Raw genomic sequence first — 19034 nt, 5'->3', positions numbered from 1 at the left:
CAACGCCGCTCAGGAGACCGGCCGGGAGTCCGTCCACACGGACTCGAACTCCTCCCGGTAGGTCTCGAACAGCCCGTGCTCGTATCCCTGCCCCGCCCGGACCACCGCACGCCCGCCGCCGCGCAGCACCAGCACCGGCGCCTCCATGCCGCGCGCCCGGCGCAGATAGGTCTGGACGACGCCCACCGCGTCGGCGCCGTCGCCGTCGACCAGGTAGGCCGTGAAGCGCGGGGTCTCGTCGAAGACGTGGATCTCGAAGGCGCCCGGATCGCGGAGCTTGGCGCGCACCCGGCGCATGTGCAGGATGTTCATCTCGACGGACCGGCTCAGCTCGCCCTTCTTGAGCCCCAGCTCCCGTTCCCGGCGCTTGACCGCGCTGCTGGCCGGGTTGATGAACAGCAGCCGTATCCGGCAGCCCGACTCGGCGAGCCGGATGAGCCGGCGTCCGGAGAAGTTCTGCACCAGCAGGTTGAGCCCTATGCCGATGGCGTCCAGCCGGCGCGCCCCGCCGAACAGGTCCTCGGCGGGCAGCTGGCGCTGGAGCCGCACCCGGTCGGGGTGGACGGAGACCACGTCCGCGTACCGGTCGCCGACCAGTTCCTCGACGGCGTCGACCGGGAGCCGGTCGGCGGAGGGCACGGACGCGCCGCCGCCGAGCATCTCCAGGAGCCGGGCGGAGGCCCGCTCGGCCTGGGCGAGCACCGCTTCGTTCAGGGCGCGGTTGCGGGAGACGACGTTGCGGGCGACCTCCAGCTCGTCGAGTGCCAGTTCGACGTCGCGGCGGTCGTCGAAGTAGGGCTCGAAGCAGGGCCAGTGCTGGACCATCAGCTCGCGGAGCTGGGGCAGCGTGAGGAAGCTGAGGACGTTGTCGTCGGCCGGGTCGAGCAGATAGCCCTTGCGGCGGGAGACCTCGCGGACGGCGACGGCGCGCTGCACCCACTCCTGGCCGGCGGGCCCGGCCGCGGCGACCACCCAGTCCTCGCCGTGGACGGGCTCGTAGATCGGCCGGAGCACCGCGGCGACCACGGCACGCAGCCGCTGTTCGACGAGGTTCAGCCAGATGTAGGCGCGCCCGGCCCGCTGCGCGCGGGTGCGCACCTCGCTCCAGTCGTCGGCGTCCCACTCCAGCTCCGCGCCGATCTCCAGGGGCTGCGCCAGCGAGACCGCCCCAGGGGGAACCTCGGCCACGTCCCCCTCGTGACCCGCGTCACCCGAGGGCAGCTCGAATCCTCCCGAGCTCACCCACGCACCGCCTTCCACTCCCCCACCAACGATCAAGGAAGGGTACTCCGGGAGCGGGAGCCGGTGCAGCCCGATGCGCAGGCTCCTTTACCAACTCCCCATGGGATCAAACCTGTTCCGGACGGCGAGTTCGGGCGGAGTGAGCGGATTCATAGGGATTAAACACCCCACCCCGGACCGGGAACCGGACAGCCGCGGTACGGGACCGGTCTTCGGACGTTCGCGGGCGACACGGAGAGGCACGAGGTTGACCGACGGGCCGACGTCCTAGGTAAGGGGCCTTCTTTCGGGGAAGATCTGGCGCGGGGCCCAGGTGGGCCGTGTGGCCCCACCAGGGCGACCAGGCGACCGCGGCAGAACTGGACTGGAAGAGTCGAATCCATGCAGGTGTGGCCGGGACAGGCGTACCCGCTCGGTGCCACGTACGACGGCGCCGGGACCAATTTCGCGGTCTTCTCGGAGGCCGCCCACCGAATCGAGTTGTGCCTGCTGCACGACGACGGTTCCGAGACGGCGGTGGAGCTGAGAGAGACCGATGCCTTCGTCCGGCACGCGTATCTGCCGGGGGTGATGCCGGGTCAGCGCTACGGATTCCGGGTGCACGGCCCGTACGAGCCGCAGCGGGGCGTGCGGTGCAACTCCGCCAAGCTGCTGCTGGACCCCTACGCGCGGGCGGTCTCCGGGCGGATCACCTGGGGCGAGGCGGTCTACGGCTATCCGTTCGGCCGGCCCGACGCGCGCAACGACCTGGACTCCGCCCCGCACACGATGACCTCCGTGGTGGTGAACCCGTACTTCGACTGGGGCGACGACCGGCGCCCCCGTACGGACTACCACCGCACGGTGATCTACGAGGCCCATGTGAAGGGCCTGACGATGCTCCATCCGGGGCTGCCCGAGGAGCTGCGCGGCACCTACGCCGGGCTGGCGCATCCGGAGATCATCGCCCATCTGACCGAACTGGGCGTCACCGCCATCGAACTGATGCCCGTACACCAGTTCGTCCAGGACCACCGGCTCTCCGACGCGGGGCTCACCAACTACTGGGGCTACAACACCATCGGCTTCTTCGCCCCGCACAACGCGTACGCCTCCTGGGGCGACCGGGGCGAACAGGTGCTGGAGTTCAAGCAGGCCGTGCGCGCCCTGCACCAGGCGGGCATCGAGGTGATCCTCGACGTGGTCTACAACCACACCGCCGAGGGCAACCACCTGGGCCCGACGCTGTCCTTCCGGGGGCTGGACAACGCCTCGTACTACCGGCTGACCGAGGACCAGCGCTACTACATGGACACCACGGGCACCGGGAACTCGCTGCTCATGCGGTCCCCGCACGTGCTCCAGATGATCATGGACTCGCTGCGGTACTGGGTGACCGAGATGCATGTGGACGGCTTCCGCTTCGACCTGGCGGCCACGCTGGCCCGGCAGTTCCACGAGGTGGACCGGCTGTCGTCGTTCTTCGACCTGGTGCAGCAGGACCCGGTGGTCAGCCAGGTGAAACTGATCGCCGAGCCGTGGGACGTGGGCGAGGGCGGCTACCAGGTGGGAAACTTCCCGCCGCTGTGGACGGAGTGGAACGGCAAGTACCGGGACACGGTCCGCGATCTGTGGCGGGGCGAGCCCCGGACCCTGGCCGAATTCGCCGGGCGGCTGACCGGCTCCTCCGACCTCTATCAGGACGACGGACGGCGCCCGCTGGCCTCGATCAACTTCACCACCTGCCACGACGGCTTCACCCTGCACGACCTGGTCTCGTACAACGACAAGCACAACGAGGCCAACGGCGAGGGCAACCGGGACGGCGAGAGCCACAACCGGTCCTGGAACTGCGGCGTGGAGGGCGAGACGGACCGGCCGGATGTGCTGGAGCTGCGCGAACGCCAGATGCGCAACTTCATCGCCACGCTGATGCTGTCGCAGGGCGTGCCCATGCTCAGCCACGGCGACGAGTTCGGCCGCACCCAGCGCGGCAACAACAACGCCTACTGCCAGGACAACGAGCTGTCCTGGGTGCACTGGCCCGAACCGCCCTGCGCGCTCGGCGCCGACATCGAGGACGACGACGGGGAGGAGCCGGACGGCGCGGCGCGCGGCATGACCCTGCTGGAGTTCACCCGCGCGATGGTGTGGCTGCGCCGCGACCATCCGGTCTTCCGCCGCCGCCGGTTCTTCCACGGCCGCCCGGTGGAGGGCACGCACGACGAGCTGTCCGACATCGCCTGGTTCACGCCCCAGGGCCAGGAGATGACCCAGCGGGACTGGCAGGCCGCGCACGCCAAGGCCCTGACGGTCTTCCTGAACGGGCACGCCATCTCGGAGCCCGGTCCGCGCGGGGAGCGGATCTCCGACGACTCCTTCCTGCTGATGTTCAACGCGAGCGCCGAGACGCTGGAGTTCGCGGTGCCCGTCGACCACGGCCGGCAGTGGCACGCCGTGGTGGACACCGCGCGCCCGGCCGGGGTGCTGCCCGGAGCGGGGCCGAAGGTGGCGGCGGGCGATCGGGTGACGCTGGTGGGGCGCAGCATGGTGGTGCTGCAACGGCCCGCGTGACCGCGGGGGCCCCGGAGCGGGGCCGCTCGTGTCACCCCGTCGTGCCCTTGTGTCCGGCGGGGTGACACAGGCGGCCGTGATGTGGGTACGGAAGATCCCATGACGCCTACCGCCACGTACCGGCTGCAGCTCCAGCCGGAGTTCCCGTTCCGGGCCGCCGAGGACGCCGTTCCGTATCTCGCCTCGCTCGGCGTCTCGCATCTTCATCTGTCGCCGGTCCTGGAGGCCGTGCCGGGTTCCCGGCACGGCTACGACGTCACGGACCACGGCCGGGTACGGGAGGCGCTGGGCGGCGAGGAGGGGCTGCGGCGGCTGGCGCGCACCGCGCGGGAACACGGCCTCGGCCTGGTCCTGGACATCGTGCCCAACCACATGGCGGCCGATCCCCGGCACAACCACGCGCTGCGCGAGGTGCTGCGGGAGGGCCCCGGCTCGCCGTACGCGCGCTGGTTCGACATCGACTGGGAGGCGGGCGGCGGCCGGCTGCTGCTGCCGGTGCTGGCCGGCCGGATCGGCGACGAGATGGCACGGATGCGGGTGGACGGCGATGTGCTGCGGTACGGGGAGCAGGAGTTCCCGCTGCGCTCCGGCACCGCCCACCTCGGCCTGCCGGAGCTGCTGGACGCCCAGTACTACCGGCTCGGCTGGTGGCGGCTGGCCCGCACCGAGCTGAACTACCGGCGGTTCTTCACCATCTCGGACCTGATCGGGGTGCGGGTGGAGGACCCGGAGGTGTTCGCCGCCACCCACGGCAAGATCCTCGAACTGGTCCGGGACGGGGTGGTGGACGGTCTGCGGATCGACCATCCGGACGGCCTCGCCGACCCGGCCGGCTATCTGGAGCGGCTGTCGGAGGCGAGCGGCGGGGTGTGGACGGTGGTGGAGAAGATCCTCACCGGCTCCGAGCGGCTGCCGGCCGGCTGGGCCGTCGCCGGGACCACGGGGTACGACGCGCTGTACCGGATCGACGGCCTGTTCACCGATCCGCGGGGCGCGGCCGAGCTGCTGGGCCATTACCGCGAGGCGGCGTCCCCGGCCGGGGACCGGGGCGGCTCGTGGACGGCGACCGTGCGCCGGGCCGCGTACCGGGTGGTCAGCCATGAGCTGGCGGCGGAGACCGAGCTGCTGACCCGGCTGGCCGCCCGGATCTGCGCCGGTGACCCCGCGCTGCGCGACCACGCGCCGTGGGCGCTGCGGACGGCGGTGCGCGAACTGCTGGTGCGCGTCCCGGTGTACCGCCCGTACGTGACGGCGGGCGGCCCCTGCCCGGCGGAGGCCGGGGCGACGCTGGACGCGACGGCGGTGAGCGACGCCAAGGCGGTCTTCTCGGTACGCGACGAGGCGTCGGCCGTCGATGTGGTGCGGGACCTGGCGCTGGGGCGGCTGGGCGGCGGCGGGGACCGGGCGGCGTTCTGCGCCCGGTTCGCCCAGACGGCGTCCGCGCTGCGGGCGAAGGCGGTCGAGGACACGGCGTACTACCGGTACGTGCCGCTGGTCTCGGCGAATGAGGTGGGCGGCGATCCGGGGCATCCGGCGGTCGCGCCGGAGGACTTCCACGCCTTCTGCACCCGGCTGGCGCGGGACTGGCCCGCCACCGGGACGGCGCTGACGACGCATGACACCAAGCGGAGCGCCGATGTGCGGGCGGGCATCGCGGTGCTGTCGCAGTGCCCCGGCCGGTGGGCGGGGCTGGTGGCGGGGCTCGCCCGGTCCGCCCCGGCCGCACCCGATCCGCAGCTGGCCTGGCAGGCGTGGCAGACGGCGGTCGGCTGCGCGGGGGTTCCGGCCGGTGAGCGGGCGGCGCGGCTGGAGCCCGCGCTGCTGAAGGCGGTGCGCGAGTCGGGCCTGTTCACCAGCTGGACGGAGCCCGATCCGGTGTACGAGCGGCTGGTGTCGGACTTCGTGGCCGCCGGTCCCGCCGCGGACACCGGTCCGGTGCGGGATCTGGTGGAGGAGTTCGCCGCGCCGCTGGCCGCGCATGTGCGGGCGCAGTCGCTGGGCGCGGCGCTGGTGCATCTGACGATGCCCGGGGTGCCGGACCTGTACCAGGGCACGGAGCGCTCGTATCTGGCCCTGGTCGATCCGGACAACCGGCGGCCGTTCGCGGAGCCTTCGCCGCAGGCGCCGGCCGACGAGAAGGCGGAGCTGACCGGGGTGGCGCTGCGGCTGCGCCGGGAGCGTCCCGGAGTGTTCGGCGAGTCGGGTACGTACACGCCGCTGCGGGCGTCCGGTCCGGCGGCGGAGCACTGTGTGGCGTTCTGCCGGTCGGGCGAGGTGGTCACGGCGGTGACCCGGCTGTCGCTGCGGCTCGCGGAGTCGGGCGGCTGGCGGGGGACGCGCCTCGCGCTGCCGGACGACGGGGAGTGGCGGGACCTGCTGAGCCCCGGCCGGAAGTTCGCCGGCGGGGACGCGGGCGTGGCGGAGCTGTTCGCGGACCGTCCGGTGGCACTGCTGGTACGGGGGTGAGGGGGCTGCGGCCGGGCGGGCTCAGCCGGGCCGGACCAGCAGGGAGCGGGGGCCTCGGGTGAGGAGGCCGGTGGCGGCGGGGCGGAATCCGTCGGCCCAGCGGAGCCGGGGCATCGCGTCGAGCAGGGCGCGCAGGCCCTGTTCGGCCTCCAGCCGGCTGAGCGCCACGGCCGGGCAGCCCGCCGGCCCGGTCAGGGCGCGGTCCTGGTCGGGGCGGAAGGGGTCGAAGACGTCCGGGGCGGCGAAGCGCTGCGGGTCGCGGGCGGCGGCCCCGACGAGGCAGGCCACGGTGGCCCGCGCGGGAAGGGTGCCGCCGCTGAGGGTGACTTCGGCGACCGTGCGGCGCAGGACGACCTGGACCGGCGGGTCGCGGCGCAGCGACTCCGTCCAGGCCCGTCCGGCGAGCGCGGGTTCGATGCGCAGGGCGGCCAGCAGGTCGGGGTCGTCGAGCAGGTTGGCGAGGAGCGAGGCGAGCGCGGTCCGCCGCAGCGCGGAGTCCCGTACACAGGGTCCGGCGGCGGGCGGTTCGGCGGGTTCCCGGCGGGGTGCGGCGGGCAGCCAGCGGCAGAACTCCTCGACGAGGTCGGCGCGGGGGCGCCGGGCGATGCGGCGGGCCAGCACGTAGGCGGTGCGTTCGACGCGCTCGGCGAGCGGGGCGGGCACGGTGCCGGTCACCACGGTGTACCGGTCGGCGGGCCGGCAGCGGGGGCTACCGTGGCAGAGCCCGATCGGCGCGAGGCCGCCGCGTGGCGCCCCGTCCTGCGGGAGGCCGGTGAAGCGGGGATCGGTGAGGGCGGCGCTGACGTCGTCGTACCGGCTGATCAGCCAGGCGCCGAGCGGCGCGTCGTAGCTGAGCGGGTACTGCTCGCGCAGCATCCGGTAGAAGCGGTACGGGTCACGGGCCGCGCCGCGGGCCAGCAGGCTGGGGCCGGTGCGGGGGCGGGCGGTGCGGGCTCGGGGTTCGGGCGAGACGGTCGGGGCCGGTATGTCTCGGGGCGTGTCGGCCTGCATGGCGTTTCCCCCGGAACGAGTCGGTTGTGCCGCACGGCGGCGCGGTCCCTCTCAGGGCATCACCTGAACGGGTCCGTCGCAGTCGGCGCGCGGCCGTCCGGGTGACGCCGGGGGCGCCTCGGCGGTGCCGCGCCGGACGTCGGCCAGCAGTCCGGTGAAGGCGGCGGCGGCGCCGGTCAGCTCGACGCGGGAGAACACGGCGAGCTCCCGGCGCCAGGCCGGGTCCACGGTGAGCAGGGCGCAGTCCTCGCCGACGGCGCCCCGTACGACATGGGCGGGTGCGGTGGCGACGCCGACCCCGGCCGCCGCCATCCGGACCGCGGTCGAGGTGTGTTCGGTGCGCACCGCCGTACGCGGGGTGAAGCCGGCGCGGGCGCAGGCCCAGTCGAGGAAGGGCAGGCCCTCCACGACGGCCTCCATGGCGCAGCGCACCCAGGAGCGGTCGGCCAGTTCCTGGAGGCGGACGGAGGTCCGCCCGGCGAGCGGGTCGTCGAAGGGGACGACGAGCACGATGTCCTCCGCGCCGATGGGGACGACGGGGCCGCTCCAGCGGGCGGGCGGCGGTCCGACGGCGAGGTCGGCGGTGCCGCGTTCGATCTGCTCCTCCAGTGCCTCGGTGGTGGCGTACTCGTGCAGGACGAGGGCGACGCCGGGGTGGGCGGCGCGCCAGCGGGCGAAGACGTCGGGCAGGATGCCCACGGCGATGGCGTGGACGGTGGCGATGTGCAGTTCGCCGCCGTGCGCCCCGGCGGCGGCGCGGGCGGCCCGGCGGGCCTGGGCGGCGCTGCGGACGGCTCGTTCGGCGTGCGGCAGGAAGGCGCGGCCCATCGCGGTGAGCCGCACCCCGCGCGGGAGCCGTTCGAGCAGCGCGCCGCCCACGGCCCGTTCCAGGGCCTTGATCTGGTGGGAGAGCGCCGGCTGGGTGACGTGGAGGCGTTCGGCGGCGCGGGTGAAGGAGGACTCCTCGACCACCGTGAGGAAGTACTCCATCTGCCGCAGGCTCATCGTGGTCCCCCTCCGGGCGCGTGCCCGTCCGCTCCGTCATGAACGGTGTGCATGGAGGCCAGAGAAACATTGCCTTGGACTCATGGCAAGGAGCGGGCGGAGGCTGGGGGCCATGAAACGGAACGCGCGTACGAACGAGGTGGACATCGTCGTCATCGGCGGCGGGACCGGGGGCTATTCGACGGCGCTGCGGGCGGCCGGGCTCGGGCTGGACGTGGTCCTCGCGGAGCGGGACAAGGTGGGCGGGACCTGTCTGCACCGGGGCTGCGTCCCCAGCAAGGCCATGCTGCACGCGGCGGAACTCGTGGACGGGATCGCGGAGGCGCGCGAGCGGTGGGGTGTGCGGGCGGCCGTGGAGTCGGTGGACTGGCCGGCGCTGGTGGCGACCCGCGACGACATCGTCGGCCGCAACCACCGGGGCGTCCAGGCGCACTTGGCGCACGCCGGGGTGAACGTGGTGGCGGGCGGCGCCGAGTTGACCGGGCCGCGCACCGTGCGCATCGCGGGGTACGGGGAGGTGGCCGCCCGGCGCGGCATCGTGCTGGCGACGGGGTCGCGGCCCCGGATGCTGCCGGGCCTGGCGGCGGACGGGCGGCGGGTGGTGACCAGCGACGACGCGCTGTTCGCGCCCGGTCTGCCGGAATCGGTGCTGGTGCTGGGCGGCGGGGCGATCGGCGTCGAGTACGCCTCGCTGCACCGGTCGATGGGGGCGCGGGTGACCCTGGTGGAGGCGGCAGACCGGCTGGTGCCGCTGGAGGACGCGGAGGTGTCGCGCCATCTGGCGCGCGGGCTGAGGAAGCGGGGCATCGATGTGCGGGCCGGGACGCGGCTGCTGGACGCGGTGGTGCTGGACGACGGGGTACGGGCGACGCTGCGGACCCCGCGCGGGGAGACGCTGACGGTGGAGGCGCGGCGGCTGCTGGTGGCGGTGGGCCGGGTCCCGGTGACGGACGGGCTCGGGCTCTCGGCCGCCGGCCTGGCCGCGGACGGGCGGGGCTTCGTGGCGCCGGCGGACTGGTCGCGGCTGGAGACCGCGGTGCCGGGCGTCCATGTGGTGGGCGATCTGCTGCCGCCGCCGTCCCTCGGCCTGGCCCACGCCTCGTTCGCGGAGGGGCTGTCGGTGGCGGAGACCCTGGCGGGGCGGCGTCCGGCGCCGGTGGACTACGACGCGGTGCCGCGGGTGACGTACTCGGCGCCGCAGACGGCCGCGGTGGGGCTCTCCGAGGCGGCGGCGCGGGACGCGGGCCACGACGTCGTGGTGAACACCATGCCGCTGACCGCCGTCGCCAAGGGCATGGTGCACGGGCAGGGCGGCCTGGTGAAGGTGGTCGCCGAGCGCGGGGGCCGGGTGCTCGGGGTGCATCTGGTCGGGCCGCACGTCTCGGAGATGATCGCCGAGTCCCAGCTGATCGTCGGCTGGGACGCGGAGCCCCTGGACGTGGCCCGGCACATCCACCCGCATCCGACGCTCTCCGAGGCGATCGGGGAGTCGTTCCTCACGCTGGCCGGCCGGGGGCTGCACCAACAGGCGTGAGCCGCCCGGTCCTGGGGCGCCCGGCGGCCTCTCAGGCGGGCGGCGGGAGCGCGGGGGCGGAGAGCCGGAACATCATGCGGCCGAAGCTGACCTGGTCCCCCTCGCGCACCGGGACGGTGCCGGTGACGCGCTGCCCGTTGACGCAGGTGCCGTTGGTCGAGCCGAGGTCGCGCAGCAGCCAGCGGTCGCCCTGCGCGGTCAGCTCCGCGTGCATCCGGGAGACCGTCTCGTGGGTGAGGCGAAGTCCGTTGCCGGGATCGCGGCCGATGAGCAGGGGATGCGGGCTGGGGGCCGGCAGCAGCAGCTTGGGCAGCCGCTCCGCCCGCCACGCCCGGCGAATCCGCTCCGGGAAGCCCGAGATCCCGCCCACGACCCGCAACAGCCCGCGCGACCAGCGGCCTTCGCGCTCCAGGTCCCTGGTGAGGGCCTCCAGCTCCTCGGGGCGGCTGGTCGTCAGCGCCACCTCCATGCGCCGCATGAAGGTGTCCTGGGAGAGCTTGCCCTGGGCCGCGCCCTCCCTGAGCACACCGAGAACACGGTCGCGCTGCGCGTCGGACAGGCGCGCGGTGGGCGTGTGGAACTCGAACGGGGACGTCACCCACCGATTGTCGGCCCGACGGCCCCGAAGTGTCCAGAACGGGCGGCCCATCCGCCCCTCCTGACCTGCACGGGACCGCCTCCGGATATCCGGGGGCGGTCGCTCCGCACGGTTGCCGGGGACGGCCCGTCAGTCCGCCGGCCGCTGGGCCCTGATGAGGTCGCGGTACCAGGTGTAGGAGTCCTTCGGGGTGCGGCGCAGCGTCTCGTAGTCGATGTGCACGAGCCCGAAGCGCTTGCTGGCGCCCTCGGTCCACTCGATGTTGTCGGTGAGCGACCAGGTGAAGTAGCCGCGTACGTCCACGCCCGCGTCGATCGCCTCCCGCAACGCCCGCAGATGCCCGTCGAGGAAGGCGATCCGGCGGCTGTCCGCGGCCGGCTCGTCCACCGCGCAGCCGTTCTCGGTGATGTAGACCGGCGGCAGCAGCTCGCCGTAGCGCTCCCGCAGCTGTACGAGGGTCTCGCGCAGCCCGTCCGGGACGACGGGCCAGCCGAAGTCGGTCTTCTCGTAGCCCTCGATCTCCCGGATGCCGAACGGCAGGCCCTCGGGCACGCCGAAGCCGGCGAACGATGCGAGCGCGTCGGGCGCGGGCGCGCCGACGAGGGTCGGGTTGTAGTAGTTGACGCCGTACCAGTCGATCCGGGCGGAGATGGTCCGCAGGTCGTCCTCGACCGCGCCCGGCATCAGGGCGGCGACGTTCTCGTCCGGGTAGCGGCCGGTGAGCAGCGGGTCGGCGAAGAGCCGGTTGGTGAGGGTGTCGTACAGCCCGGCGGCGAAGCGGTCCTCCTCGGACTCCCCGGCCGTCCAGACCGGCGAGTGCGAGACGGCTATGCCGATGTTGTCGGCGCCCGCCGCGCGCAGCGCGCGTACGGCCAGACCGTGGGCGAGGAGCTGGTGGTGGGCGGCGGGCAGCGCGTCGAACAGGAGGGTGCGGCCGGGGGCGTGCTCGCCGAGCGCGTACCCCAGCAGGGTGACCTCGGCGGGTTCGTTGAGGGTGATCCACATGGGTACGCGGTCGGCGAGGCGTTCGGCGACGATGCCCGCGTACTCGGCGAAGCGGTAGGCCGTGTCGCGGTTGAGCCAGCCGCCCTCCTCGTCCAGCGGGAGCGGAGTGTCCCAGTGGTAGAGGGTGGGCGCCGGGGTGATGCCGTGGGCGCACAGCTCGTCCACGAGCCGGTCGTAGAAGTCCAGCCCCTGCGGGTTGACCGGGCCGCTGCCGCCGGGGACGACGCGCGGCCAGCTCACCGAGAAGCGGAAGGCGTCGGCGCCCAGCCCGGCCAGCAGGGCGACGTCCTCCCGGTAGTGCCGGTGGAAGCCGGTGCCCCGGCTGGTGTCGGTGCCGTCCTTGATGCGTCCGGGCTGCGCGGCGAAGGCGTCCCAGCCGGAGGGGCCCTTGCCCTCGGCGTCGGCGGCGCCCTCGGTCTGGAACGCGGACGCGGAGGCTCCCCAAAGGAATCCGGGCGGGAAGAGCGGCACGGTCATCTCGGCCTCCACAGCCGTAGGTAGGGGGTGCGTAGGACAGAACCCGACAGGGCAGTGATCAGTTCCAGACCTTAATCGCCGGTGTCGGCCCCGATCCAGAGCTTCAGCGGACCGCGGCCCCGGAAGCGAGGAGCGCCGCATGTTGTTCGAGGTATGGGCACCGGACGCGGGATCGGCCGCGCTGCGGCTGCGGGACGGGTCGCAGCCGATGGAGCCCGATCCGGACCGCCCCGGCTGGTGGACCGCCGAGGCGGAGGCCGCGGACGGCGACCGGTACGGCTTCGCCCTCGACGGCGGCCCGGTGCGCCCCGACCCCCGTTCGCGCCGCCAGCCGGACGGGCCGGACGGCGAGTCGGCGGTGGTCGACCACGACGCGTACGTCTGGCGCTCCGACTGGGCGGGGCGCGCCCTGCCCGGCGCGGTCCTGTACGAGCTGCACATCGGCACCTTCACCGGCGAGGGCACCTTCGAGGCGGCGGCGGCCCGGCTGGGGCATCTGGCGGAGCTGGGGGTCACCCATGTGTCGCTGATGCCGGTCTGCCCGTTCCCCGGGGTGCACGGCTGGGGGTACGAGGGAGTGTCGCTGTGGGCCGTGCACGAGCCGTACGGCGGCCCCGAAGGGCTGAAGCGCTTTGTCGACACGGCGCACGGGCTGGGGCTCGCCGTCGTCCTGGACGTGGTCCACAACCATCTGGGCCCGTCCGGCAACTACCTCCCGCTGTTCGGCCCGTACTTCACCGAGACGCACCACACCCCGTGGGGCGCGGCGGTCAATCTGGACGCGCCGGGCTCCGACGAGGTGCGGGCGTTCCTGCTGGGCAGCGCGCTGGCCTGGCTGCGGGACTACCGGCTGGACGGGCTGCGGCTGGACGCGGTGCACGCGCTCGCCGACACCCGCGCGCTGACCTTCCTGGAGGAGCTGTCCGCAGCGGTGGACGCGCTCTCGGCGGAGCTGGGGCGCCCGCTGCCGCTGATCGCCGAGTCCGATCTGTGCGACCCGCGCACCACGACCCCCCGCGAGGAGGGCGGGCTCGGCCTGCACGCCCAGTGGAACGACGACTTCCACCACTGCCTGCACACCGCGCTCACCGGTGAGGCGCAGGGCTACTACGCGGACTTCGCGGCCGCCCCGCTGGCCGGTCTCGCCAAGACGATGACGCGCGCCTTCTTCCACGACGGCACGTACTCCAGTTTCCGGGGGCGTACGCACGGCCGCCCCGTGGACGTCACCCGCACCGCGGCCCACCGCTTCGTCGGCTACGCCCAGACCCACGACCAGATCGGCAACCGGGCCCTCGGCGACCGGCTCGCCGCCTCCCTCTCCCCCGGTCTGCTGGCCTGCGCGGCGGCGCTCGTGCTGACCGGCCCCTTCACCCCGATGCTGTTCATGGGCGAGGAATGGGGCGCGCGCACCCCGTGGCAGTTCTTCACCGACCACACGGACCCGGAGCTGGCGGAGGCCGTGCGCACCGGCAGACGGCGGGAGTTCGGGGCGCACGGCTGGGCGCAGGAGGACATCCCGGACCCGCAGGACCCGGCCACCCGCGCCCGCTCCTGCCTGGACTGGGCGGAGCCGGGCCGCGAACCGCACGGCCGGCTGCTCGCCTGGTACCGGGAGCTGATCGCCCTGCGCCGCACCCTGCCGGACCTGCGCGACCCGGACCTGGCGAGCGTGAAGGCCGCGTACGACGACGCGGCGCGCTGGCTGGCGGTGCGCCGGGGCGATCTGCGGATCGCGGTCAACCTGGACGCGAAGCCGGCCGCGATCCCGCTGGGCGGCGGCCGGCACCGGGGCGGTCCGGGGCGGGTGCTGGCGGCATGGCTGCCGGTGGACCCGCCGGGCCCGGACGGGGTGCTGCGCCTGCCGCCCGAGTCCTGCGTGGTGCTGGCCGACGGCTGACCGGCGTCACTCCACGATCGCCAGTTCGCGGGCGGTGGCGTTGAGGCGGCGCCCGCCGTCCTCGGTGACGGTCACGATGTCCTCGATGCGGACGCCGAAGCGGCCCGGCAGATAGATGCCGGGCTCCACCGAGAAGCACATGCCGGGCACCAGCGGCCGCTCCTCGCCCTCGATCATGTACGGCGGCTCGTGGGTGGTGACGCCGATGCCGTGGCCGGTGCGGTGGATGAAGCGTTCGCCGTAGCCGGCCTCGGTGATGACGGCGCGGGCGGCCCGGTCGATCTCCTGGCAGGCGACGCCGGGGCGGACCGCCTCGCAGCCGGCCTGCTGGGCGGCGCGCACGATGTCGTGGACCCGCTGCTCCTCGGCGGTGGGCTCGCCGACGTGGACGGTGCGGGAGGTGTCGGAGCCGTAGCCGTGCTTGAGGCCGCCGAAGTCGAGGACGACCATGTCGCCGTGCTCGATGGTGCGGTCGCCCGCCTCGTGGTGCGGGTTGGCCCCGTTGGGCCCGGAGCCGACGACCGTGAAGTCGACCTGGGAGTGCCCGTGCTCGGTGAGCAGCCGGGCCAGGTCGGCGGCGACTTCGGTCTCCTTCCGGCCGGAGAAGCGGACCTTGAGGATCTCCTCGTACGTGGCGTCGGCGGCGGCCCCGGCGGCGGCGAGCCGGGCCAGCTCATGGGCGTCCTTCACGGCGCGCAGCATGGGCAGCGCTTCGGTGAGCGAGGCGTAGGAGGTGTCGGGCAGCCGCTGCTGGAGGCCGATGAGGTGCATGGCCCAGGCGTTGTCGCTGATCGCGAACCGGCCCCGGGCGTCGAGCAGCGGGGCGGTGACGGCGTACGGGTCCTTGCCGTCCGTCCAGTCCCGCAGGGTCAGCGCGGGGGCGCCCACGGCCTGCGCCGCGTCCGGCGCCTCCAGCGTGGGCACGACGAGGACGGGCTCCCGGCCCGCCGCGAGGACGAGCAGCGTGAGGCGTTCGGTGATCGCGGTCGGCCGGTAGCCCGTCAGGTGGACGAGGTCGGGGCCGGGCGCGACGAGTACCCCGGCGAGCCCGGCCTCGGCGGCGCTCTCGGCGGCCCTGGCCATCCGCTCCCGGTAGTCGTCGGCGGTGAACGGCACGGGCTGGCTGGAGCTGGACATGCGGACCTCCTGAAGGCACACGACGGCCCTCCCATCCTGCCCGCCGGGCGGGGCGCCCGCGAGCGATCCGGGGGTGCCGGTGGCGGGGGCCGGGCGTCCGGTTCAGGTGGCCGCGCCGGCCAGGGCGTCCAGTACGGGGGCGATCAGCGGATGGGCCTCGGCGCCCCGGCGTACCGCCGCGAACACCCGGCGGGTCGGCGCGGTGTCCCGGACCGGGCGGACCACCACCCCGGTCAGCGGCATGCCCCGCAGCGCGGTGCGCGGCACCAGCGCCACTCCGGCTTCCGCGCCGGCGAGCGCGACCACCGCGTGGAAGTCGTCCGACGAGTGTTCGAGGTTCGGGGCGAATCCGGCGTACTCGCAGGCCAGGACCACCACGTCGTGGCAGGGGTTGCCCGGATAGGGCCCGATCCAGGCGTCCTTGGCCAGTTCGGCGACGGCCACCTGCTCCTGTCCGGCCAGCCGGTGCCCGACCGGCAGGACCGCGTCGAACGGCTCCGAGTACAGCGGTACGCGGGTGAGCCGGCGGTCGTCCTCGCCGGGTGCGCCCCGGTACTCGACGGCGACGGCCACATCGACCTGCCGGTCCAGCACCATCGGCACGCTGGCGTCGCCCTCGGCGTCCTGTACGCGCACCCGGATGCCGGGCGCGCTCCGGCTCAGCGCGGCGACCGCCGGGGCGACGACGTGTTCGATGCCGGTGGCGAACGCGGCGACCGTGACCGTACCGGCCTCGCCGGAGCCGTACGCGGCCAGTTCGGCCTCCGCCCGCTCCAGCTGGGCGAGCACCGCGTTGGTGTGGGTGAGCAGGATGTCGCCGGCCGGGGTGAGGCGGGCGCCGCGCGAGCCGCGTTCGACGAGCCGGTGGCCGGTCTCCTGCTCCAGGGCGGCGAGCTGCTGGGAGACGGCGGACGGGGTCAGGTACAGGGCGGCGGCCGCGGCGGTCACCGTGCCGTGGTCCGCCACGGCGCGCAGGACACGCAGCCGCCGTGCATCGATCATGCGCCCCATTGTCCCAGGTCGCGGCGGTGCTCCGGGCCAGGTCGCGGGGGCGCCCTGACCGCCCCCGCGACCGCTGGGGACCGCGCTCAGCTCTCCAGCGCGGCGCGGGCGGCGACGAACGCGTCCACGGCGCGGTTCACGTCGTCGGTGGAGTGCGCCGCCGAGAGCTGGACGCGGATGCGGGCCGCGCCCTGCGGGACGACCGGGTAGGAGAACCCGATCACGTACACGCCGCGCTCCAGGAGCAGCTCCGCCATCCGGCCCGCCTTCGCCGCGTCCCCGATCATGACGGGGGCGATGGCGTGGTCGCCGGGCAGGATGTCGAAGCCCTCCGCGGTCATCCGGGTGCGGAAGAGCGCGGTGTTGGCGTTGAGCCGCTCGCGCAGGTCGCCGGCGGACTCCAGGAGGTCGATGACCTTGAGGGAGGCGGCGGCGATGACCGGGGCGAGCGAGTTCGAGAAGAGGTAGGGCCGCGAGCGCTGGCGCAGCAGGGCGACGATCTCGGCGCGGGCCGCGACGTAACCGCCGGAGGCGCCGCCGAGGGCCTTGCCGAGGGTGCCGGTGATGATGTCGACGCGGTCCATCACGCCGTGCAGCTCGGGCGTGCCCCGGCCACCGGCGCCGACGAAGCCCACGGCGTGCGAGTCGTCGACCATGACCATGGCGTCGTAGCGCTCGGCGAGGTCGCAGATCTCGCGCAGCGGCGCGACGTAGCCGTCCATGGAGAAGACGCCGTCGGTGACGACGAGGCGGCGCCGGGCCCCGGACGCCTCCTTGAGCTGCTTCTCCAGGTCGTCCATGTCGCGGTTGGCGTAGCGGAACCGCTTGGCTTTGGAGAGCCGGATGCCGTCGATGATGGAGGCGTGGTTGAGGGCGTCGGAGATGACCGCGTCCTCGGGGCCGAGGATCGTCTCGAAGACGCCGCCGTTGGCGTCGAAGCAGGAGGAGTAGAGGATCGTGTCCTCCTGGCCCAGGAAGGAGGAGAGCCGCCGCTCCAGCTCCTTGTGGACCTCCTGGGTGCCGCAGATGAAGCGGACGGAGGCCATGCCGTAGCCCCAGCGGTCCAGCGCCTCGTGCGCGGCGGCGATCACGTCGGGGTGGTCGGCGAGGCCCAGGTAGTTGTTGGCGCAGAAGTTGAGCACCTCGCCGGGGCGGCCCCCGGCGGTGACGGCCACGGTCGCGGACTGCGGGGTGCCGATGACGCGCTCGGGCTTGTGCAGCCCGGCCGCCTCGATCTCTTCGAGGGTGGTGCGCAGGTCGTCGCGTACGGAGTCGAACATGCCGGTTCCTTAAAGAGGTGAGGAGGTCAGGCGGTCCAGTCGAGGATGACCTTGCCGCCGCGGCCGCTCGCCGCGTCGTCGAAGGCCGCCTCGAAGTCGCGGTAGCCGTACCGGCCGGTGATCACGGGGGCGAGGTCGAGGCCGCCCTCCAGCAGCACGGACATGGCGTACCAGGTCTCGTACATCTCACGGCCGTAGATGCCCTTGATCGTGATCATCGAGGTGACGATCCGGGCCCAGTCCACGGCGAACTCCTCGGCGGGGAGTCCGAGCATGGCGATGCGGCCGCCGTGCGTCATGTTGGCGAGCATGTCGCGCATCGCCTCGGGGCGGCCGGACATCTCCAGGCCGATGTCGAAGCCCTCGCGCAGGCCCAGCTCGCGCTGGCCGTCCTCGATGGTCTGCTCGGCGACGTTGAGGGCGAGGCTGACGCCGACCTTGCGGGCCAGGTCGAGGCGGGCCTCGCTGACGTCGGTGATGACGACGTTGCGGGCGCCGGCGTGCTTGGCGACGGCGGCGGCCATGATGCCGATCGGTCCGGCGCCGGTGATCAGGACGTCCTCGCCGACCAGCGGGAAGGACAGCGCGGTGTGCACGGCGTTGCCGAACGGGTCGAAGATCGCGGCGACGTCGAGGTCGACCCGGACCCGGTGCACCCACACGTTGGACGCGGGCAGCGCGACGTACTCGGCGAAGGCCCCGTCGCGGCCGACGCCGAGGCCGAGGGTGGAGCGGCAGAGGTGGCGGCGGCCGGCCAGGCAGTTGCGGCACTTGCCGCAGACGAGGTGGCCCTCGCCGCTGACCAGGTCGCCCACCGCGATGTCGACGACGTCCGCGCCGACCGCGGCGACCTCCCCGACGAACTCGTGTCCGAGGATCAGCGGGGTGGTGACGGCCTGCCGCGCCCAGCCGTCGTAGTCGCGGATGTGCAGGTCGGTTCCGCAGATGCCGGTGCGCAGCACCTTGATCAGTACGTCGCCGGGGCCGGTCTCCGGCTCGGGGACGTCCATCAGCCAGAGTCCGGGCTCTGCCTTCTGCTTGACGAGTGCCTTCACGGCTGCGGCTCCCTGTACCTGGTGCGGCGTGGTGCTCCCCCGAGCCGCGGGCATGTTCGAGCAGGCCTGCGGCCCCGGGGGAAGAATGAGAGGGACGGCATGGCAGCGCGCTCGCACCGGCTGCCGCGCACCATCCTCCGCCGTCACGGAGAAATCTGCCGTACCCCGCGCCCCGGGTCCATCGAGGATTTCTTAAACGGGACCGCAGCTCCGCTTCACGCCGCGCGCACCCGGACCCGCTCCTTCACCCACGCCCCATTCGCCGGCCGGTCTCAGTCGCGGGGCCAGGGCCGTCCGTCGAGCCGTTCGATGTCGCGGTTGAGGCGGGCCAGCCCTTCGGCGAAGCGGGCGGCCTCCTCCGGGGTCCAGTCGGCGAGGACCCGCCGCAGGCCCTCCCGGTTCTCCGCGCGGTCCTTGTCGAGCCGGCGCTCGCCCTCGTCCGTGATGGCGAACTTGCGGGCGATGCCGCCGTCCGGGTCGGGGATGCGGTCCACGACACCGGCCCGGAGCATGGCGGCGCTCTGCCGGTTGAGCGTGGAGGTGTCCAGGCCGAAGGCGTCGCGCAACTGGCCGATGGACATCGGGCCCTGGGCCCGGATGCGGCTGAGCAGGATGTAGGCGCTGCGGTCGAGCCGGCCGTCGCCCCGCGAGGTGATCAGACTCATGTGCCGGCCGAGCAGCATCGTCTCGAACTCGATCCGGTCCACAGGCTCGTCCACGCGCGGCTCCCTACGACTGCGGTACGCCTCCTCCGCCGGAACGCGACCTC

At 73.8% G+C, this 19034-nt stretch carries 14 protein-coding genes; 4 read left to right on the top strand and 10 right to left on the bottom strand.

Annotated features, from left to right (window positions below):
* Nucleotides 1–9 precede the first annotated feature (9 nt).
* A complete protein-coding gene (locus tag OG710_RS24750) occupies nucleotides 10–1242 on the bottom strand; it encodes an SAV2148 family HEPN domain-containing protein (RefSeq protein ID WP_330241275.1) in 1233 nt (410 codons plus the stop codon).
* Nucleotides 1243–1623: 381 nt separating this feature from the next.
* On the opposite strand from OG710_RS24750, the gene glgX reads away from it, so the two are divergent.
* The gene (glgX, locus tag OG710_RS24745) at nucleotides 1624–3795 is read left to right on the top strand and encodes a glycogen debranching protein GlgX (protein WP_330241274.1); all 2172 of its coding nucleotides are present in this window, start codon (nucleotides 1624–1626) and stop codon (nucleotides 3793–3795) included.
* 99 nt (nucleotides 3796–3894) lie between these two features.
* A complete protein-coding gene (gene treY / locus OG710_RS24740) occupies nucleotides 3895–6261 on the top strand; it encodes a malto-oligosyltrehalose synthase (protein WP_330241273.1) in 2367 nt (788 codons plus the stop codon).
* 21 nt (nucleotides 6262–6282) lie between these two features.
* Here the strand turns inward: treY and OG710_RS24735 are convergent, their stop codons facing one another.
* Both OG710_RS24735 and OG710_RS24730 read right to left on the bottom strand, forming a co-directional pair.
* The gene (locus OG710_RS24735; protein ID WP_330241272.1) at nucleotides 6283–7272 is read right to left on the bottom strand and encodes a cytochrome P450; all 990 of its coding nucleotides are present in this window, start codon (nucleotides 7270–7272) and stop codon (nucleotides 6283–6285) included.
* A gap of 51 nt (nucleotides 7273–7323) precedes the next feature.
* Nucleotides 7324–8277, bottom strand: a complete 954-nt coding sequence (locus OG710_RS24730; RefSeq protein ID WP_330241271.1) for a LysR family transcriptional regulator — start codon at nucleotides 8275–8277, stop codon at nucleotides 7324–7326.
* A 112-nt stretch (nucleotides 8278–8389) separates the two neighbouring features.
* Between OG710_RS24730 and lpdA the strand changes: the two genes are divergently transcribed.
* Nucleotides 8390–9811 (top strand): dihydrolipoyl dehydrogenase, encoded by a 1422-nt coding sequence (gene lpdA, locus OG710_RS24725; RefSeq protein WP_330241270.1) that lies wholly within the window; start codon nucleotides 8390–8392, stop codon nucleotides 9809–9811.
* Nucleotides 9812–9842: 31 nt separating this feature from the next.
* Here lpdA and OG710_RS24720 read toward each other — a convergent pair whose 3' ends face one another.
* Both OG710_RS24720 and OG710_RS24715 read right to left on the bottom strand, forming a co-directional pair.
* On the bottom strand, nucleotides 9843–10409 hold the full coding sequence (locus OG710_RS24720) for a DUF1707 and FHA domain-containing protein (protein WP_330241269.1): 567 nt from the start codon (nucleotides 10407–10409) through the stop codon (nucleotides 9843–9845).
* A 129-nt stretch (nucleotides 10410–10538) separates the two neighbouring features.
* Entirely contained in the window at nucleotides 10539–11891 is a 1353-nt protein-coding gene (locus OG710_RS24715) for a GH1 family beta-glucosidase (RefSeq protein ID WP_330241268.1), read from the bottom strand.
* Nucleotides 11892–12030: 139 nt separating this feature from the next.
* On the opposite strand from OG710_RS24715, the gene treZ reads away from it, so the two are divergent.
* Nucleotides 12031–13791, top strand: a complete 1761-nt coding sequence (gene treZ / locus OG710_RS24710) for a malto-oligosyltrehalose trehalohydrolase (RefSeq protein ID WP_330241267.1) — start codon at nucleotides 12031–12033, stop codon at nucleotides 13789–13791.
* Nucleotides 13792–13797: 6 nt separating this feature from the next.
* Here the strand turns inward: treZ and OG710_RS24705 are convergent, their stop codons facing one another.
* The 5 genes from OG710_RS24705 to OG710_RS24685 form a co-directional block, all read right to left on the bottom strand.
* On the bottom strand, nucleotides 13798–14928 hold the full coding sequence (locus OG710_RS24705) for an aminopeptidase P family protein (protein WP_330241266.1): 1131 nt from the start codon (nucleotides 14926–14928) through the stop codon (nucleotides 13798–13800).
* Nucleotides 14929–15030: 102 nt separating this feature from the next.
* Nucleotides 15031–15930, bottom strand: coding sequence for a LysR family transcriptional regulator (locus OG710_RS24700; RefSeq protein ID WP_330241265.1), 900 nt, complete (start codon nucleotides 15928–15930; stop codon nucleotides 15031–15033).
* Nucleotides 15931–16016: 86 nt separating this feature from the next.
* Nucleotides 16017–17210, bottom strand: coding sequence for a glycine C-acetyltransferase (locus tag OG710_RS24695; RefSeq protein WP_111338855.1), 1194 nt, complete (start codon nucleotides 17208–17210; stop codon nucleotides 16017–16019).
* 26 nt (nucleotides 17211–17236) lie between these two features.
* Nucleotides 17237–18265 (bottom strand): L-threonine 3-dehydrogenase, encoded by a 1029-nt coding sequence (gene tdh, locus OG710_RS24690; RefSeq protein WP_330241264.1) that lies wholly within the window; start codon nucleotides 18263–18265, stop codon nucleotides 17237–17239.
* Nucleotides 18266–18537: 272 nt separating this feature from the next.
* A complete protein-coding gene (locus OG710_RS24685; RefSeq protein ID WP_330241263.1) occupies nucleotides 18538–18984 on the bottom strand; it encodes a MarR family winged helix-turn-helix transcriptional regulator in 447 nt (148 codons plus the stop codon).
* Between the last annotated feature and the right edge of the window lie 50 nt (nucleotides 18985–19034).

This window comes from Streptomyces sp. NBC_00525 (assembly GCF_036346595.1).
Lineage (GTDB): Bacteria > Actinomycetota > Actinomycetes > Streptomycetales > Streptomycetaceae > Streptomyces.
The sequence above is the reverse complement of the archived record's forward strand: the minus strand, read 5'-3'. Positions and strand labels throughout refer to the sequence as shown.